This window comes from Labilibaculum euxinicum (genome assembly GCF_963678175.1).
Taxonomy (GTDB): Bacteria; Bacteroidota; Bacteroidia; order Bacteroidales; family Marinifilaceae; genus Labilibaculum; species Labilibaculum euxinus.
The window spans coordinates 4,526,007-4,543,199 of record NZ_OY782756.1; the positions used below are offsets into that span (position 1 = coordinate 4,526,007).

Annotated in this window: 8 protein-coding genes; all 8 read right to left on the minus strand. The window is 36.4% G+C overall.

Features of this window, described 5'->3' with window-relative positions; genetic code table 11:
* Positions 1-125: 125 nt before the first annotated feature.
* On the minus strand, positions 126-1,475 hold the full coding sequence (locus tag ACY0M5_RS17885) for a BNR repeat-containing protein (protein WP_461630113.1): 1,350 nt from the start codon (positions 1,473-1,475) through the stop codon (positions 126-128).
* A 104-nt stretch (positions 1,476-1,579) separates the two neighbouring features.
* A complete protein-coding gene (locus ACY0M5_RS17890; RefSeq protein WP_461630114.1) occupies positions 1,580-2,746 on the minus strand; it encodes a glycoside hydrolase family 88/105 protein in 1,167 nt (388 codons plus the stop codon).
* A 109-nt stretch (positions 2,747-2,855) separates the two neighbouring features.
* Complete coding sequence (gene lacZ / locus ACY0M5_RS17895) at positions 2,856-5,981, minus strand: beta-galactosidase, LacZ type (RefSeq protein ID WP_461630115.1); 3,126 nt, start codon at positions 5,979-5,981, stop codon at positions 2,856-2,858.
* Positions 5,982-6,250: 269 nt separating this feature from the next.
* Positions 6,251-7,126, minus strand: a complete 876-nt coding sequence (locus ACY0M5_RS17900; RefSeq protein ID WP_461630116.1) for a discoidin domain-containing protein — start codon at positions 7,124-7,126, stop codon at positions 6,251-6,253.
* A gap of 128 nt (positions 7,127-7,254) precedes the next feature.
* On the minus strand, positions 7,255-8,937 hold the full coding sequence (locus tag ACY0M5_RS17905) for a RagB/SusD family nutrient uptake outer membrane protein (RefSeq protein ID WP_124991045.1): 1,683 nt from the start codon (positions 8,935-8,937) through the stop codon (positions 7,255-7,257).
* 28 nt (positions 8,938-8,965) lie between these two features.
* The gene (locus tag ACY0M5_RS17910) at positions 8,966-11,965 is read right to left on the minus strand and encodes a SusC/RagA family TonB-linked outer membrane protein (RefSeq protein WP_461630117.1); all 3,000 of its coding nucleotides are present in this window, start codon (positions 11,963-11,965) and stop codon (positions 8,966-8,968) included.
* Between the two features lie 32 nt (positions 11,966-11,997).
* Complete coding sequence (locus ACY0M5_RS17915) at positions 11,998-13,881, minus strand: RagB/SusD family nutrient uptake outer membrane protein (RefSeq protein ID WP_461630118.1); 1,884 nt, start codon at positions 13,879-13,881, stop codon at positions 11,998-12,000.
* A 19-nt stretch (positions 13,882-13,900) separates the two neighbouring features.
* Positions 13,901-17,110 carry a SusC/RagA family TonB-linked outer membrane protein gene (locus ACY0M5_RS17920; RefSeq protein ID WP_461630119.1) on the minus strand — a complete coding sequence of 1,070 codons (3,210 nt, stop codon included), beginning with the start codon at positions 17,108-17,110 and terminating at the stop codon, positions 13,901-13,903.
* Between the last annotated feature and the right edge of the window lie 83 nt (positions 17,111-17,193).

Here is a 17,193-nt window from a genome sequence, read left to right on the forward strand (position 1 = left end):
TCTTTAAAATCAACACTTGCAGCTATTTTTAAAACATTATAATGTTTCGGTTTAAGCAGGTTTGCTGATTTTTTTAAGACAAATTCATTAAAATGAATGAAACAATGCTTTTTTTTTTTACTTATTTACTTTCTAAGTTTTACCGGCACAGTATCACATTTTGAATATCTGTCAATTTTCTTTACTTCCAGAACATTCACCATCTGAGGTTCATAATCAGCCTTTCCTTCTCCATCAATCTGCTCCACCTTTTGTACAAAAAGATTAATTATTCCTTTATTTTTCCACAATTCCGTATCGAACGACGGCTCCCATGATCCAACCGAAAAGTCAGTCAAATCAACCACTTTCCAATTTCCTTGTTCTGATGTATTCCCAATCGCCATTGACACCTTTGCCTCTCTTTCTTCATCTCTAAAAATCAGATAAAAGGTGGATGTTTTATGCTTTGTTTTTGCTAAAATTTGAGGTCGGGAAATAGGAATACGTTTGGTTCCAGCTCCTTTTAATGAAAACGGCGTTTTCCTAAAGTTTAGGTTGATTGTATTCCATTTACCATTACTACAATTAACTATATGGTATTGTGGAATATCAGAATTCTGCTCACGCCAATAGCTTGCAATAACCGGCTGTCCTCTTTCATCAGTTGTCATTGATGTTTGGTTTATCAGCTCGCTGTTTTGAGGTATGTGTGAGGCATATTCTGCTGTAGCTGCTGTAATGGGAAGTGAGTATTTTTGGCCTTGAGAATTCTCCCAGCTTATTCCTCCATCTTTGGACCGCGCATAGCACAAATCATGATTGGAAGCCACATCAGGAGATTCGCGCCATACCCAGGAAACATGAATAACACCTTGCTGATCGACACAAGCCTGCCAGTAAGCATTTCGCTGGCCCTCGCCGTCAATAAGGTTACTTTGCATTTGAACCCATGTTTTAGTTTTACGATCATAGAAATTCATCGCTAAATTACCTTTTCCGGATTGCCCGTCACGAAACATGAATATGAGATTGCCATTTGGCATTCTAAAAAATTGTGGATAAGTTACATTCGTTTCATTACTACCAGTCATTTCTATTTTAGGGCCTAACTGCAACGAATAGGGCTGTATACTTTTGGCATATCGTAAAGGATTCCCATGATGATCCCAGGAAACATGAAGATAACCATCACCATCCAGCATAATACTAATGCAATTATGCGCATCGTTTACATTCCCTTTGTAAGAGGTAGTATAGGTTGTAAATTGATCCGTTTTACACTTCCTCTTCCCCAATTCTAAAAATCCTTCAGAATTATAGTAAGCTATAAACTGCATCCCGTTCTGAGTCACCAACGAATTCTGCCGAAATACAACTGCATTAACCGAATTTTTAGACCATCCCTTCGAAACCGGAATTAATTTCTGAGCACAAACATTACAACTCGCAAATAAAAGAAAAACACTTAATAAGGGTATATAATAACGGAACATTTAATAAGGTTTATTTGTCATTTTCAATAAAAGTGAAAAATGCAATTTACATTAAAAATCCCCGCCTATATAGATAAATCATAACAGGCAGGGCATTATTTGTATTAATTTTCGATATAAATTACCAATTCAGAAGCAGCTAAAAGAAATGCACCAACGCCAAAATTTGATGTTGAATTTTCATCAACCTGCTGACCTGGAATCGCTCTTTCACCAATAGGCTGAACATATCCTACCGTTCCATCATCCTGCAAAGCAACCGTGGTTAAATAAGTCCAGGATTTAGCAGCAACTGAGCTATATTCCTCTTTTGAAAGAATTCCATTGTTCATCCCCCATAAAAAGCCATAAGTAAAAAATGCTGTTCCACTGGTTTCAGGACCCGGCGCATGCTCTGCATCTAAAATACTGCGGGTCCAATAACCTTCTTGTTGTTGAGAATCTTTTAAAGTTGATGCCATCTTTTTATAAATATCAATAAATTCAGCTTTATGCACGTAGCTATCAGGCATATCTTGAATTATTTTTGCCAATCCGGCAAATACCCATCCATCGCCTCTTGCCCAAAAATCTTTTAATCCATTAACAGATTTGTGTTTTGGATATACATATTTTGCATCTCTAAAAAACAATCCGGTTTCTTCATCGTACATAATGCTTTGCGCATATTTAAAGTATTCGTATAACTTCTCCAGATAAAATTCATTATTGGTCACTTTATAAAGTTTAGTCATTACAGGCATTACCATATACAAACCATCGGCCCACCACCAATAATCGTTATTTTCTGTGCTCATTTCATATTCCATTACTTCGATGGCACGAGCTATTTTCAAAGAATCCTTTTCCTCAGAAAGATTATATAAGTCGATATAGGTTTGAAAACAAATTTGCCAATCGCCAAACAACACAAACTCATGTGATTCTCCATATGTATATTTCCAATTCGCCTTATTATCTGATTTTGCGCCTTTCCACTCATTCTTATTCGCCCAAGCCTCAGAATAAGCTTTATATTTCTCTATTCCTGTAAGCTTATAAGCCGCAATATTGCCAGTATGGTAAGCTGCATTGTCCCAAAAAGCACATCCAGATTCTTGATGGGTCAATTGCCAATGATCATTTACCTTTTTGATAATTGAAACGACATCATTTTTTTTAATTTTAGATAAAGTTGCTGCATTATCCTTACTCTTTGAACCTGTGGCAGAACAAGCAACAAACAATGCTGCAAGTCCTATCAGTAAAATGTTTTTATTTTTAAATTTCATAATACTTCTAAATGAATTATTCCAGATAATACAATTATCTTCTACAAAAATTTCTATTTAAAGTTGTCTCCCATATTTGCAAGCAGATATGGGAGATCAAACAATAGATTTAATTCGCCTTTTCTACGGCACTAATTGTATAGCTATAGCTATACGTATTATCCAATAATAAATATGGTTTATGCGGATAACGTCCCCAACTATCATCACCTCCTAATCCACGTTGTTTAAAATCAACATTCAGATAAACCTGATGTCGAGGAGTAACATCACTTGGATGTCTTTGTTTTTTAGTTAAACCTGAATCAAGATCTTCTACCGGGTTATGAGACACTTTCACGCTTAAAGGCTGTAATCCTTTAATTTCTAATCCTATTCCCTCGTTATTTGTCAATGTTAACCACCTCACATCCGTTTTGTTTCCATTCTCCTGAGGTCTGATATAATCAACTTGCTGATCAGCTACAGTACTTGAATAGATTCCAATAAAACTTGAAGTATTTCTATCCGAATAATTTTCCCATGGACCTCTGCCATAATAACTAAACTGATCAAACTGATTGTTTAATTTTAACTGCATACCAAAGCGGGGAATTTCCGGAAGTCCCTCTCTGCCTGCAATCCATTTAACATCTACTTTGATTTTGCCATCTGCATAAACGGTATAAGTTAATTGATATGGGCTTGCAACGTCGTTTAACCACAAGTCAGATTCAACCGTAACAAAATGATCCGTTTGAGTTACTTTTACATCTTTTACGGTTCTGTTTTGTCCTGCATTTCGCCATATATTTAATTTCGAAGGCATTCCATTTCCAAAATCATTATCGGTTGGAGCTCTCCAAAAATCAGGTTCAACACTTCCATTCAACAAATTTGTTTCTTTGTATTGATATCCTGACAATAAACCACTCCATTTATCAATAGTAATCTTACTATTTGAAGCTGATATAACAATCCGGTTGTTTTTGTCCTCGTAAGAGATATCTCCGGTTACTGCATGCTCTTTTTCAAAATAATCATTGCCTTTAAAAACAAATTGTTCCCTTGCAATCTCAAATCCAACAGGAATTAAAGCTTCTGCTTTTGCAGTAAAAGCATAAATATCCAATGTATATTCTACTCCTTTCGAAGAAGTTATTTTAGGAAGCTTTAATTTAACCTCCTTTGATTCCCCGGCATTTAATGAGACTTTAAACGGAGCTTCTGCACTCATCTCACCATTCTTTTTCAGTATCCATTTAAAAGCATATTCTTTTAAATTTCGAGTTAGAAATCGATTCTGAATGGTTACAATACCATTTTCAATATCCTGATTAAAAAATAATATGTCCTGATATACTTTTTTAACTTCCTCTAAACCTGGATGTGGTATTCTATCAGGAGAAACAAGACCGTTGGCACAGAAATTTTCATCATTTGTATATTTGTAACCTCCAATATCTCCACCATAAGCCCAGTAAGCTCTGCCAGAATCATCTGTTGCCTGCAATCCCTGATCTACCCAATCCCAGATGAAACCACCCTGCATTTGTTTGCTTGAAGTAATAATATCAAAATACTCCTGAAAGTTCCCGTTGCTATTCCCCATTGCATGTGAATATTCACACATAATATAGGGTCGGGTTACATCAATACGGTCAGCATATTTTTTCATACTTTCCATGCCTGGATACATTGGACAAACAATATCTGTATTCCGATTCTGCCCGGCCTGCTCAAACTGAACCAGACGGGTTGGATCTGCCTTTTTCAACCAATCGTAAATATCATAAAAGACAGGGCCGTTTCCGCATTCATTCCCCATACTCCAAATAATTACCGACGGATGGTTTTTATCACGTTGAAATAAACGTTCCACTCTGTCTTTATGTGCTGGCGCCCACTCTGGTGAGTATGCCGGATGCACATCTTTATTGAACCAACCTTGCCATTCTGCACCCATCGCATGAGTCTCGATATTCGCCTCATCAACTAAAAACAGTCCATACTCGTCGCATAATTTATACCATAAAGGACTTTGAGGATAATGACTCATACGCACCGCGTTAATGTTATGCTGTTTCATGAGTTTGATATCTTTCAACATCGTTTCTTTATCAACAACATGTCCATTGTATGCATTGTGCTCGTGCAAATTAACTCCACGCACCAAAACGGGCTTTCCGTTAATCATTAACTGAGCATCTTTTATCTCTACATTTCTGAAGCCAACTTTACACGATGCAGCTTCAATTAGCTTTCCATCACGATCCGATAATGTAATTAAAAGCGTGTATAAATTTGGCGTCTCATTGCTCCATTGCAACGGTTTATTTACTTTATCTTTAATATGAATTTGTTGTTCACTCTCACTTTTCAGTTCAACTGAAGAGCTGGTCGATAAAATTTGTTTGCCTGCGTTACTAATCAAATTAACATTTACACGAACTAACTTTGTTTCGGAAAGCTTATTGGCAAGGTCAATATCTACATCCAGTAATCCATTTTTATAATTTGCATCCAAAGCTGCTTTTGCAAAAAAGTCTGCAATACGAATTTGATCCGGACTATACATGTAAATACTTCGGTCGAAGCCGGATAGCCTCCAAAAATCCTGATCTTCCAAATAAGATCCATCACTCCATCGATAAGCCTCTATGGCAATGTTGTTTTCACCTTTTCGAACGTATTTTGTGATATCAAACTCGGTAGGACTTTTGGTATTTTGACTGTATCCAACCTTTTGTCCGTTTACCCACACATACATAGCCGCTGCTCCACTCTCAAAATGAATATACACTCTACGGTTTTTCCATCCTTCCGGTAATGTAAAATTTCGCTTATAGCTTCCAACCGGATTGTGACTGTGATCGATAAACGGAGGATTCTTAGGAAAAGGATAGTTAATATTGGTGTAAATTGGAGTACCATACCCTTTTAACTCCCAATTTCCCGGTACAGGCATCTCACCCCAATCTGAAGTATCATATTCTTCTGTATAAAAATCCTTTGGTTTGTCTTCTGGTTTATACACCCAGTTAAATTTCCAAATTCCATTTAAAGACAAATACCAATCTGATTTTTGACAATCATCAGCAATAGCTGCCTCTTTGCTTTGATAAGGCAAAAAAGTTGCTCTGGCGGCTTCCTTATTAATGCCAAAAACCCGTGGATTTTCCCAATCGTTAATTTGTCCTGTTGCCAATTGAACCTGTATCAATCCTAACAGGAATATTAAAACATATTTCTTCATTATTATTTTATTAAATCTTCAAAACACACCTAAACATCTTTCTGCACCTAACTCATTATCGTTTTTTAGGAAAGAGTAAAATCATCAATTATATATCTAACAAAATATAACTTGAGATTCTTTCTCTTCTCCAACAGAATCAATAATCAAATTAAAACAGTGAATTCAAAAAACAATCCAACGTTCCATATAAAAAGCGCCCACTCATAACCATAAAAAGCCCACTGCTATAAATTAATATAGCAGTAGGCTGATAATACAAATTTTAACTACAACTCAGGATCGTATGTATCAATATCGACATCATACAATACAAATTCCGCTAAGTTAAAATAATTTCTATTATTAAAAGTTTCTAAACAATTATATCTAAAATGAGAGAACGTACGACCAGGTCTAAAAATTTCAGAAGTATAATCAGCACCTCCTGCAGAAGGTAACCCTGAAGAAATAGTTTTAACAGTTTCCCAGTTAACTCCGTCATTACTAATTTGTATCTCTACTATTTTTGGCGCTTGCTGAGACCATTCTCTGTTCACCAAATAAAACTGAAAATCGTCAATAGGTTCATTCAAATCAATCTGAATGTACTGTGGCATTGGTATCTGCGGAGAACTCCATCGAGTATGAAAAAAAGAACTTGAATTGCCGTCAATTAAATTGGCAATAGGCCCTTCTTTTGGCTCTTGATTATTCGTACTCAACTGAGATGCTTCCAGCTCTATTTTAGTCGCTGTAATGGTTTCTGTTGCTGGAGCAATACCAGATTTAGCCACAACATTTATTTTACCGCTTCCTTGTCCGTTTTTATTAAACGCCTGAAATGCAAATTCATAATCTCCATATTTAGCTCTTGTATTATCAATTAATATCGAATCAGCATAAACAGATATCACTTCAAATACCTTTTTTTCAGCTAAGTGATCATAATAACTCATTTGAAGATAATAATAATTGGAATCCAAAGGGACATCCCATTTTAACAAAATTTGACCCGGCAATGCCTCCGAGGTAACAGACTCAACATTAGTTGGAAGATCATTTCCATCCACTGTATCTTCAAAAACCTCAAATTTTTTATCACAACTGCTAAAAAAAACAGCTGCAAGCAATATTGTTGCATATATAAACGATTGTTGTTTCATATAATTATAATTTGTTTTAGTTGCTATATGGAACTTACCATGCTGGAATAATCATCCCACTGTGTGTAAAAATCACCTTGGCACGGACGTTTCATATTGATACTAGTTTATAATTTTTATACTTAGCACTACCATCCTGTATTTTGAGTTAGATTTGGATTCTTCCTAATTTCAGAATCTGGAATAGGAAAAAGATACATCTTGTTATCCCAAGATCTTTCTTTCTCAAATCTGCTGTATTTAAAAGATTCATCCTCTTTTTGTTCTATCTTCATACAGGTAACACTTTTTAAAACTTCTCCTTCTTTCCATCGTCTTACATCCCAAAACCGATGTCCTTCAAAGGCTAATTCAACCATGCGCTCATTTTTATATTTAGCTTCAAACTCAACATTTGTTAAACCTGCAGACAAAGAAGGCATGTTCACATCTGATCGATGTCGGATTACATTTACTGCATCAACAGCAGAAATATCAAAATCAGCACTTGTTGCATCCGGAGATCCCAAATAATGATAAACAGCTTCGGCATAATTTAAGTAAAATTCACCCAAGCGATATGTAATCCATGAGTGGCGCTTGTCTGTCACATGATTTGAACGCAAATCTACAGAAGCATCCATATATTTTTTTAAATAATAGCCTGTAGTTGAAGCGCCTGAAATAGGTGATCCATTTGCTCCTCCTTCAAAAATCTGCAATTCAGAACTGTAGTAAGTAGGCCAGCCAGTATCTCCATTTTTAGCGACAGTCATATTAAAACGTGGATCTCTCCCTTCATAGGGCTTATTAGAATTGTATCCACTACCATCTTCATTCCACAATAATCCGGTAGATTTCATTTCATAAGCATCCACTAAAGTTTGAGTAGGACAATTACCTGAATTTCCCCCTTCAACTCCAATAGGAAAATTATAAGATTCCAAAGAATTTAATGAACCTACCCTGCGAACGAATATCATTTCTGAATTTTTATAATTATCTGTTCCCCATAAATCAGAGTATTTGCCCAGTACAATACCATATTGTGAACAAGAATCTATTACGGCCTTATTCGCCAAAGCGGCCTTATACCATAAAGACGACTCATTGCTCGTATTGAAAAGTGAACTTGCTTGATAAAGAAGCGTACGAGCTTTCAATGCCAATACTGCAGCTCTACTAACACGACCAGTCTCAGTGTAAGATAAGTCCTCATATGTAACAGGTAAATTATTCACAATCCTGTCGCACTCAGCAACAATAAAATCAAATATTTCTGACTTATCGGTGCGAAGAACTGAATTAGCTTCATCTTCCGTCAGCACTTTTGTTACCAAAGGAACATCACCATATTGTCTCACAAGATTAAAATAAAAATAAGCTCTCAAAAAACGCACTTCATATTGGTAACGCTCATAACGTTCCATTTGCTCATTATAATCTTCATTGTATTTAAAGTCAGAGAACGTTTGCCCCTCTGAAGCATCCAGATAAAAATTGACAGCACGAATAGCTTCGTAACTCTTATTCCATATATTTGATTTAGCATTGCCGGCACTCCACGCACCATTATAAAAATCATGAATATCAGAAGAAGTCCACACATAATCAGACTCATCGGAGGCCGAGGATAACATAGCGCCTCCATAATTTCCAAAATCATAATCGAGATAATTATAAATATTGGAAACAAAGCTCATCGTACGACTGAAGCTTGAAAACACTTGCTCTTCATCTAAACTAACAAATTCGTCATAGTTCATTTCATCATCACACGCATTAAACGTTATGAGAAAACCTAAAGCAATTAATATATATTTAATTTTCATAATTCGAAAAAATTTAAATAATGAATTATTAAAACCCAATGGCTAAACCTACATTTATTGAACGAGTCATCGGGTATGCCACTCCTACAGATTCAGGGTCTGACAAATTGATATTATCAATGCAGAGCAAATCAATACCACGCACATAAAATTTAGCTGATTTCAATCTCAGTTTTGAAAGATAAGTTTCAGCCAATTTATAGTAAATTTCACAGTTTCTTAGTTTTAGAAAAGATGCATCTGCGAGCCATACTGAGTTAGTTTGAAAGTTGTTGTCGTTGCTTTCTGTTGTCAGGCGAGGATACTTTGCGGATGGATTTTCCGGTGTCCAGCGATTATTATAATAATGCTCTGAAATAGTTGTATTATCAACCAATGGCCTATACACACTTTGTGTATTCAATATTGCAGTATATCGCTCTACCCCTTGAAAAGTAGCACTAAGACCTAAACCTTTCCATTCAAAACCCAAATCGAAAGAATAATAAATTTCAGGAACGCTTGTATTATAGCCCATCGCCACATTATCGTAGTCATTAATTACGCCATCATTATTTTGATCTTTAAACTTAATATCTCCGGGTTTTACTTCATTAAATTGTTGAGCCGGACTATTAGCAATATCTGCCTGATCGACAAAGAATCCTATAGCCTGAAGTCCAAAAATCTGATCGACAGATTTTCCTGTCTGTCTCAAATATTCATTGGCTTTTGGTTCCTCAAGCATTTCCTTTACTTTATTTTTAGCTAAAGTAAATTTACCACCCAAAGATATTTTAAAATCACCCAATTGTTTATTATAATTTACCCCGGTTTCAAGTCCCCAACTATCAACAATCCCTGCATTTGTATAAGGCGATGATATTCCCAGGACAGCAGAATTTGCTCCTCCGGCCGATACCCAAATATCCTTTCTTTTTTCAAAGTAAGTATCCGCTGTAATAACCACACCATTTAATATACCGGCATCTATACCTAAATTATATTTTATCGCTTTTTCACGACTGGTATTGGTTGAAGCTAAACGTCCTTCCCACATACCACCATAATCGGAATAACTTCCTCCTAAAGGATATGAGCCACCGCTGCCAAAAGTTTGTTCCCAGTAATCTTCAGTTGGAATATAATCGGTATTAATAATTCCCCAGGAAGCTCTTAATTTAAGAAAATCAACAGGCTTTACATTTTTCATAAAATTCTCATTTGAGATAATCCATGCTGCTGAAACTGTTGGTGAAAATCCCCATTTTTCGCCGGGAGCCAATTTATTAGAACCTGAAGTTGCCAAAGTAAGATCAGCCACATAACGATTGTTATAAACGTAATGTATATATCCCGCAACATTTTGGCGATAATAAGTATGATTTTGACTATTTTTCACATGATGCTCGTACGAATACATTAAAGACGAAAAAATCTTGTTTTTTCCTGATTCCTTTTGGTAATCTACATTTGTAAACAAGTTTGAATGACGATCCTGCCAATCTAATTTGCTTCCAAAGTCAATACCACTATCCGCTCCTGCAGAATAAGTAGAAACATCAGATGGTTTACCGTCTACCCAACTGCCAACATTCTCGCTGGCATAGGCATAATTTTTAGTATGTCCTTCCCAATAAGCCGCAACATTATCATATCCTGCACGCAACGAAGCACTTAAACCTTCAGTGATTGTTTTAAGATCCTGCGTTAATTTTACATCAGCATATAATGAACGAGTATGTCCTTTAGAGTATCCACGAGCCTGTGTTAATGCAACAGGGTTCATATTACTTCCCCAAGTTTCACTTCCACCCCATATTCCTTCACTTGTTTTAATTGGAAAAGCTGCAGATGGAGTTGAATATAACTTGGATATTAAATTATCAGATCCAAGCCCTGGACGTGAAAATTCATTTAACACTCCCATAAGATTAACCTGAACAGTAGTTGTTGAACTTACATCAATATCCAAATTGGTTCGAATATTACCTTTTGAATACTTCATTTGGGTAGAATATCCATCGTTCAGTTCAGAATTATCAATAAACCCCTGATTTCCCTGTAAGTTAAGCATAGTAAAATAGCGTACTTTTTTACCTCCTCCACGAAAATTCACATTATACATATTCGAACAACCGTTCTCGCGAAACACTTCGTCCATCCAATCAATATTCGGATACAAATTTGGATATTCTCCACTTTTAAAAGCACCAAGTTCATTTTCAGAATACCGAGCTGATTTACCATCGTTGCTCAATGCTTCATTTACAGCACTTGCATATGTATATGAGTCTGCAAACTTTGGCAGGCGTGACTGCCAGTTAAAGGCATGATCATAACTAACATTTATTTCGCTGGTCTGGTATTTACCTCGCAAAGTGGTGATTGAAAGGACTCCATTAATACCTTTATAGCCATACAATGCAACAGCTGCAGCATCACGCAATACCGATACCGATTCAACCTCCTCGGGTACAACGTATTGAATATCTCGCTCTATTCCATCAACCACAACTAAAATACCATTATTCGATAAGGTCTGTAAGCCCCTGATTGACAGAGTAGCTCCTGTATCCCAAACAGGTCCGCTATTTTGCATTGCTGTTAGTCCCAGTGCATTACCATATAATGCATTGGACACACTAAACGCAGAACGCTGATTTACTTGCTCATGAGTAGTTAAAGAAATAGCTCCTGTAGACTCCCCAATTGTTTGATGAATTCCATAACCTAATTCTACTGCCTCAGAGAAAAAATCCATCTGTATTGTTATAGATTCCCCGTTTTTAACGGAAACCTTTTTAAATCCATTATTTGAGGTTTGAACAACTAAGCCTGCTGAATCTTGAACAAAAATATTAAACTCACCATTAGTATTTGTATATACTTTATTTTCCGGATTACTTTCGATGGAAACAACAGCTCCTGAAACTGGATTTCCATTCCGATCAATAATTTTTCCTGTTGTGTCTCCTGTTTGCGACCATCCTTTCATGGTCAAAAGCACAAACAAGCTCAGTATGATATATCTATATTGTATTCGCATAATCATCTTTTTTAATGTGCAGTTTTGATTTATCACCATCCCGGATTTTGTGTTAACCCATAATCTTTGTTCACTTCTTCGGGAGGAAAAGCTGACAAGTACCATTTTGGAGAGAAACTTGTCCACCAAGATCGGGTTGCATTTGTTAGTTCAAAAACTTCATAAGTAAACTCGCTAGGACGATCGCCTCGTGTATCTGAACTTTTATCAGACCATGAATCTTCTATTCCGTCAGCTCTATAAATTCTTAAACCATGAAGTTGCTTAGAAAAAAGATCCGCCCTTTTATTACGGGTCATATCAAAAAGACGTACATCCTCTAAACCTAATTCACAAGCCCGTTCTCTAAGAATTTCTTCCATTAGTACACTTTCGCTAAACATATTCTTACCAGGATTTGATTCTACCAATCCTTTTAGTCCAACCCGGGCTCTAACTTCATCCACTTTAGCAATCGCTTCCCCAAAATTTCCGGTTTTCATTAACGCTTCGGCATATGTTAGATATAATTCCGATAAACGAAGGTATGGCCAAAGGGTTGGCTCGTTTAAGTTATCTGAAAAATCAAGTACGTATTTGAAATTTGCATAACCGGTAGCGTATTGTCCGGTTTCTTGCGCCGGATTTTGCTGAGCTTCTCGACCACCTACCCACAATTCTGCTTGACGTCCTTGATATTTAGCCCCATTGACCAAAACAGTTTCATACAAGCGAGGGTCTCTATTTGTAAACATATCTGATACATGATCAGTCCAATTGAAAGCAGTTCCATCTGCCATAGGAAACATTTCTATAAATTCCTGTGTTGGAGTAAAAGCCCCATTTTGGCAAGATTGCGGGAAGTAATAATCCCATTGGTTATTGTTACCATAGGTATAACGTATGCGTGTTGATATTAACATTTCAGGATTGTTACTGCCACTTCCACGTGTAAAATAAGCAGATCGGAAAGCATCTCGATAATCATCAACATCAGTTCCCGATGCCTGTGCTAAAGAATAAACTCCATTATTGCTTAATTCCTGAAAAAAGTTGTTACAAGCAGACAGACATTCATCCCATAACTCCGATTTATATCCTCCATACCAAACTTGAAGGTTAGTTACTGCATCTTGGGTTCCTTCAGTACAATAAGGCTCACTATCATTAAACAAAGGACTGGCAGCAAATAATAAAACTTTACATTTTAAACCCATTGCGGATGCTGATGTAAAACGACCATCCCAATTTGAGATATCTTCAGCATCTAACGACCATGGCAAAACTTTTGCTGCTTCATCCAATAATCCAGTCATAAACAGAACTGTGGAATCCACTGTAGCACGTTTGGTATAATAAGCCGCTTCGTCGCTGCTAACTTCAAATGCATGATCAACAATAGGTAAACCTCCATAGTGACGAAACAAGTCAAAATATCTTGATGCAATAATTACTTTTGCTTCAGCTTTCAACCTTTCTTTTTCATCCGTTCCCATATCAGGTACATTATCGACATTTTCAATAAATAACCAAGCCTGACGAACGGCTTCCCATACCTCCTCTTTTGTGAAACCAAAACGGGTAGCATCACTCGACTCTTCGGTACCAGCACTATAACTTCCCGAATAATAGCTCCTATTAACTCCATCCCAACTTAAATGGCTATGCCAACAGTCAGACAAAGTTTCGAACATTCCCATGTTCATTTTATTGTCAATACTATTCCAATAAACTGGCAGTCCATAATACAGTTTACTATACGTATTCCACAAAAAACGTCGTGAATATTCTGCATTACTAAATATCGTATCCTGAGTAACATCAACACCTGGTTGCTTTTCTAAAAAGTCATCTCCAACTGTTACATCATCAACACATGAAACAACTGTTAATGTGCCAATTACAAATGACACAAGTAATAATTTTATATTTTTCATAGTAGTATACATTAAAGAATTAAAAAGCCAATTTCAATCCTAGATTTATCACCCTTGTTAATGGATACGCTGGTCGGGAACTCGTTTTTGATTCCGGATCACCTAACTTAAATTTTGAAAATGTAAGTAAGTTATAACCACTAAGATATAAGCGACAATTGTCTATACCAGCTCTTTGAAACACCGGAAGATTTAACTTATAGCCTATTTCAATATTTTTCAACCGCAGGTAGCTGGCATCAACTAAAAACAAATCAGAACTTTGATAATTATTTGTTTTATGAGCAAGAGTAGCACGCGGTAATTTTGCTGTTGAAGCAGTTTCCGGAGTCCAACGCTGTTTGTATTGATACGATAACAAACCTTTTGTATTCGTATCTCCCATCGGATTACGAAATGTTTCCTGAAGTAAGCGGGAAGTATTCCAAGCACCAGTCCATTGCATACTAAAATCCAGATTCTTCCATGAAAAGCCAAGATTCATACCTGCCACATACTCCGGATTATTGGTATAACCAGCTTTTGTTACATCATCCGAATCAATTGTTCCGTCTCTATTTAAATCAACATAAACAACATCTCCCGGCTCTAAACCTCCTGCGTGTACAGCAATATCCTGCCCATATTGTGCTTTATACCGGTCATTAGCTGTTTCATCATAGAAACCCCAAAATTTACGAATGATATTAGATCCCACTGGTCTGCCGGTTTGCCACATATAATCCTCATTGGGCTTAACTTCTCCTTTTTCAATGATTTTATTTTTTGCAAATGAGAGGTTCGTGTTCACCCAATACTTAAAATTTTCGCCTATCTCATCACTCCATTTCAAGGCAATCTCATAACCATGGCTATCAACCACCCCCATATTTATAACTGGCAAAGAAACGCCTACAATATTAGGTGTCGTCTCAGACTTCACTAAAATATCTTCTCGGTGCTCACTAAATACATCTACAGACACTTTAAAACGCTCTTTTAAGAATGCCAAATCAATACCATAATTTTGCTTGTAAGCTTTTTCCCATGTTACATCTTTATTCGATTTTGAACTTTCATAGGCTCCTGGTTGATTTGAACCTACATTGGTTCCAAAATTATACCCACTTCCACCAAGTACATAGGAATCAGGAATGTACATAAATCGTTGCTGCGTATTTCCTACATAGTATTTATCATTTCCTACAACCCCATAAGAACCTCTCAATTTCATGTAATTAATGACATTTTTAAATTCCTTCATGAAGTTTTCTTCAGATACAACCCAAGCTAAAGATCCAGCAGGAAAGAATCCATATCGCTTAGCACGTGCAAAATTTTCGGACCCATTGTATCCAACATTAAATTCTGCCATATAGCGGGTACTCCAATCGTATGTTATACGACCAACCATTCCCACATAACCTGAGGGAATATCTGTATATTGTTTTGGATAATATTTTTTAGATTGAGTGTACAAAGCAAGAGCGCCAATAGTGTGCTTTCCATATTTACGATCGTAGTTAATACTTGCTTCAGCATACCAATTACGTCCTTTATCAAAACTTTCACCATAATTCAGTTCTGCGTCATCCCCGCTTTTCTTGTATTCAACTCCCCCATCACTTGTCTTAATCGGAGTATAAAAAGGAGTGGATGAACTTCTGGTTTTTGTATGGTAAAATGTGCTGTTATAGGATCCTTTAACTTTAAAAAATAAACCTTCTGTAACAAAATCAAGTTCCTGCTTTAAAGCCAAATCAACATTAAGAACATTGGTTGATTTAGCATTAAATCCTTTTCCATAGTAAGGAGAAAGTCCATCACTACCGGCATCCGGCAAATAATCAGTATTTGTCACAACCCTTTTGCCATCAACTATACCTGCACCTCCGAAAGGAGTTGCCCAATAAAGCTGGCGAAATAACTGATTCTGATCTTCGTTAGAAATCGGCGTGTTTTTATCTTCAATACGGCCACCTAAATTTAGAGTTAACAGAGTGCTTTCTGAAATATCATAATCAAGGTTAGCACGGTAATTATATCGTTTGAAATCAAAATTAAAATCGTATCCCGAATCAAAAGTTTTAAATAAACCTTCTTGTGTAAAAGCTCCTAAAGACACAAAATATCTTATTTTCTCAGCTCCTCCAGAGATATTTACATTATGCTGAGTTTGAATTGCTCCCTTCTTTAATAATTGATCGAGCCAATCTACATCCGGATATAGTATTGGATCAGAATGTGTTTTGAAAGCTTCTAGAACATCAGGCTGAAATTTATAACTACCAGCGCTCACACCATCGTTAGCCTGCGCTTCATTATAATAACTTGCATATTCATAACTGTCTGCAAATTCAAGTAATTTTGTGGGCATTTGATAACCAGTAGAAGATGAAAAAGATATTTTAGCCTTTCCTTCTTTTCCTCGTTTGGTAGTAATTAATATAACACCATTGGCTCCACGCACACCAAAAACAGCCGTTGCCGAAGCATCTTTTAAAATAGTAATGCTTTCTATTTCATTCGGATCTAACTGAGAAAACTCACGTTCAACACCATCTACCTGAATCAAAGGAGACGAATTATTCAATGTCGTAACACCTCTAATATAAATCTCAGCATCATCCGCTCCCGGCTCTCCGGAATATTGTACTGATGACAATCCTGTTACCGAACCAGATAATGCATTAGACAAAGATCCTGTTGGAGTTTTTAATAATTGCTCTCCTGAAACTGTAGACACAGCTCCAGTAATTGTAGTCTTTTTTTGCGAACCATAGGCAATGGCAACCACCTCATCCAGATCAATGCTTGATTCTTCCATTACAACATCAATCGTAAGTTTGTTTCCAATAGCCATCTCCTTTTCAAGCATCCCCACAAAAGAATAAACCAGAAGCTCAGATTCTGCTGGAACACTTATCGCATAATAACCGTTAATGTCAGTGGTTACACCAATGAATGTACCTTTAACAAATACATTAACACCAGGTATTCCCATTCCACTCTTGTCTTTAACAGATCCTTTAATCTCCTTTTTTTTCTGAACTTCCAGCGACGAATTTTCATACAGAGAGGGTTTGTTATTATCAGATAACAGCTGATACCCCTCACCTTGGGGATTATGATCATCCGCCCATCCAGTAAGCATTGTTGCAAAAACAAAAAGATTAGTCAACGTTAATCGCAACAAGGTTTTTGTACTGCTTCCCAAAGGAAACCAATACCTTGTAAATCGTTTTTCCATAAATTAAAATTTTTACTTAGTAAATTATTTATTCAACTATCTTAAAACCAGCAACAAAAACATACACAGTTCTCATTTCCAGT

What these genes read in the sequence shown, in the direction of transcription:
- lacZ (WP_461630115.1), bottom strand. Translation starts at nt 5,981, where the DNA reads ATGAAGAAATATGTTTTAATATTCCTGTTAGGATTGATACAGGTTCAA.
- ACY0M5_RS17885 (WP_461630113.1), bottom strand. Translation starts at nt 1,475, where the DNA reads ATGTTCCGTTATTATATACCCTTATTAAGTGTTTTTCTTTTATTTGCG.
- ACY0M5_RS17915 (WP_461630118.1), bottom strand. Translation starts at nt 13,881, where the DNA reads ATGAAAAATATAAAATTATTACTTGTGTCATTTGTAATTGGCACATTA.
- ACY0M5_RS17920 (WP_461630119.1), bottom strand. Translation starts at nt 17,110, where the DNA reads ATGGAAAAACGATTTACAAGGTATTGGTTTCCTTTGGGAAGCAGTACA.
- ACY0M5_RS17890 (WP_461630114.1), bottom strand. Translation starts at nt 2,746, where the DNA reads ATGAAATTTAAAAATAAAAACATTTTACTGATAGGACTTGCAGCATTG.
- ACY0M5_RS17905 (WP_124991045.1), bottom strand. Translation starts at nt 8,937, where the DNA reads ATGAAAATTAAATATATATTAATTGCTTTAGGTTTTCTCATAACGTTT.
- ACY0M5_RS17910 (WP_461630117.1), bottom strand. Translation starts at nt 11,965, where the DNA reads ATGCGAATACAATATAGATATATCATACTGAGCTTGTTTGTGCTTTTG.
- ACY0M5_RS17900 (WP_461630116.1), bottom strand. Translation starts at nt 7,126, where the DNA reads ATGAAACAACAATCGTTTATATATGCAACAATATTGCTTGCAGCTGTT.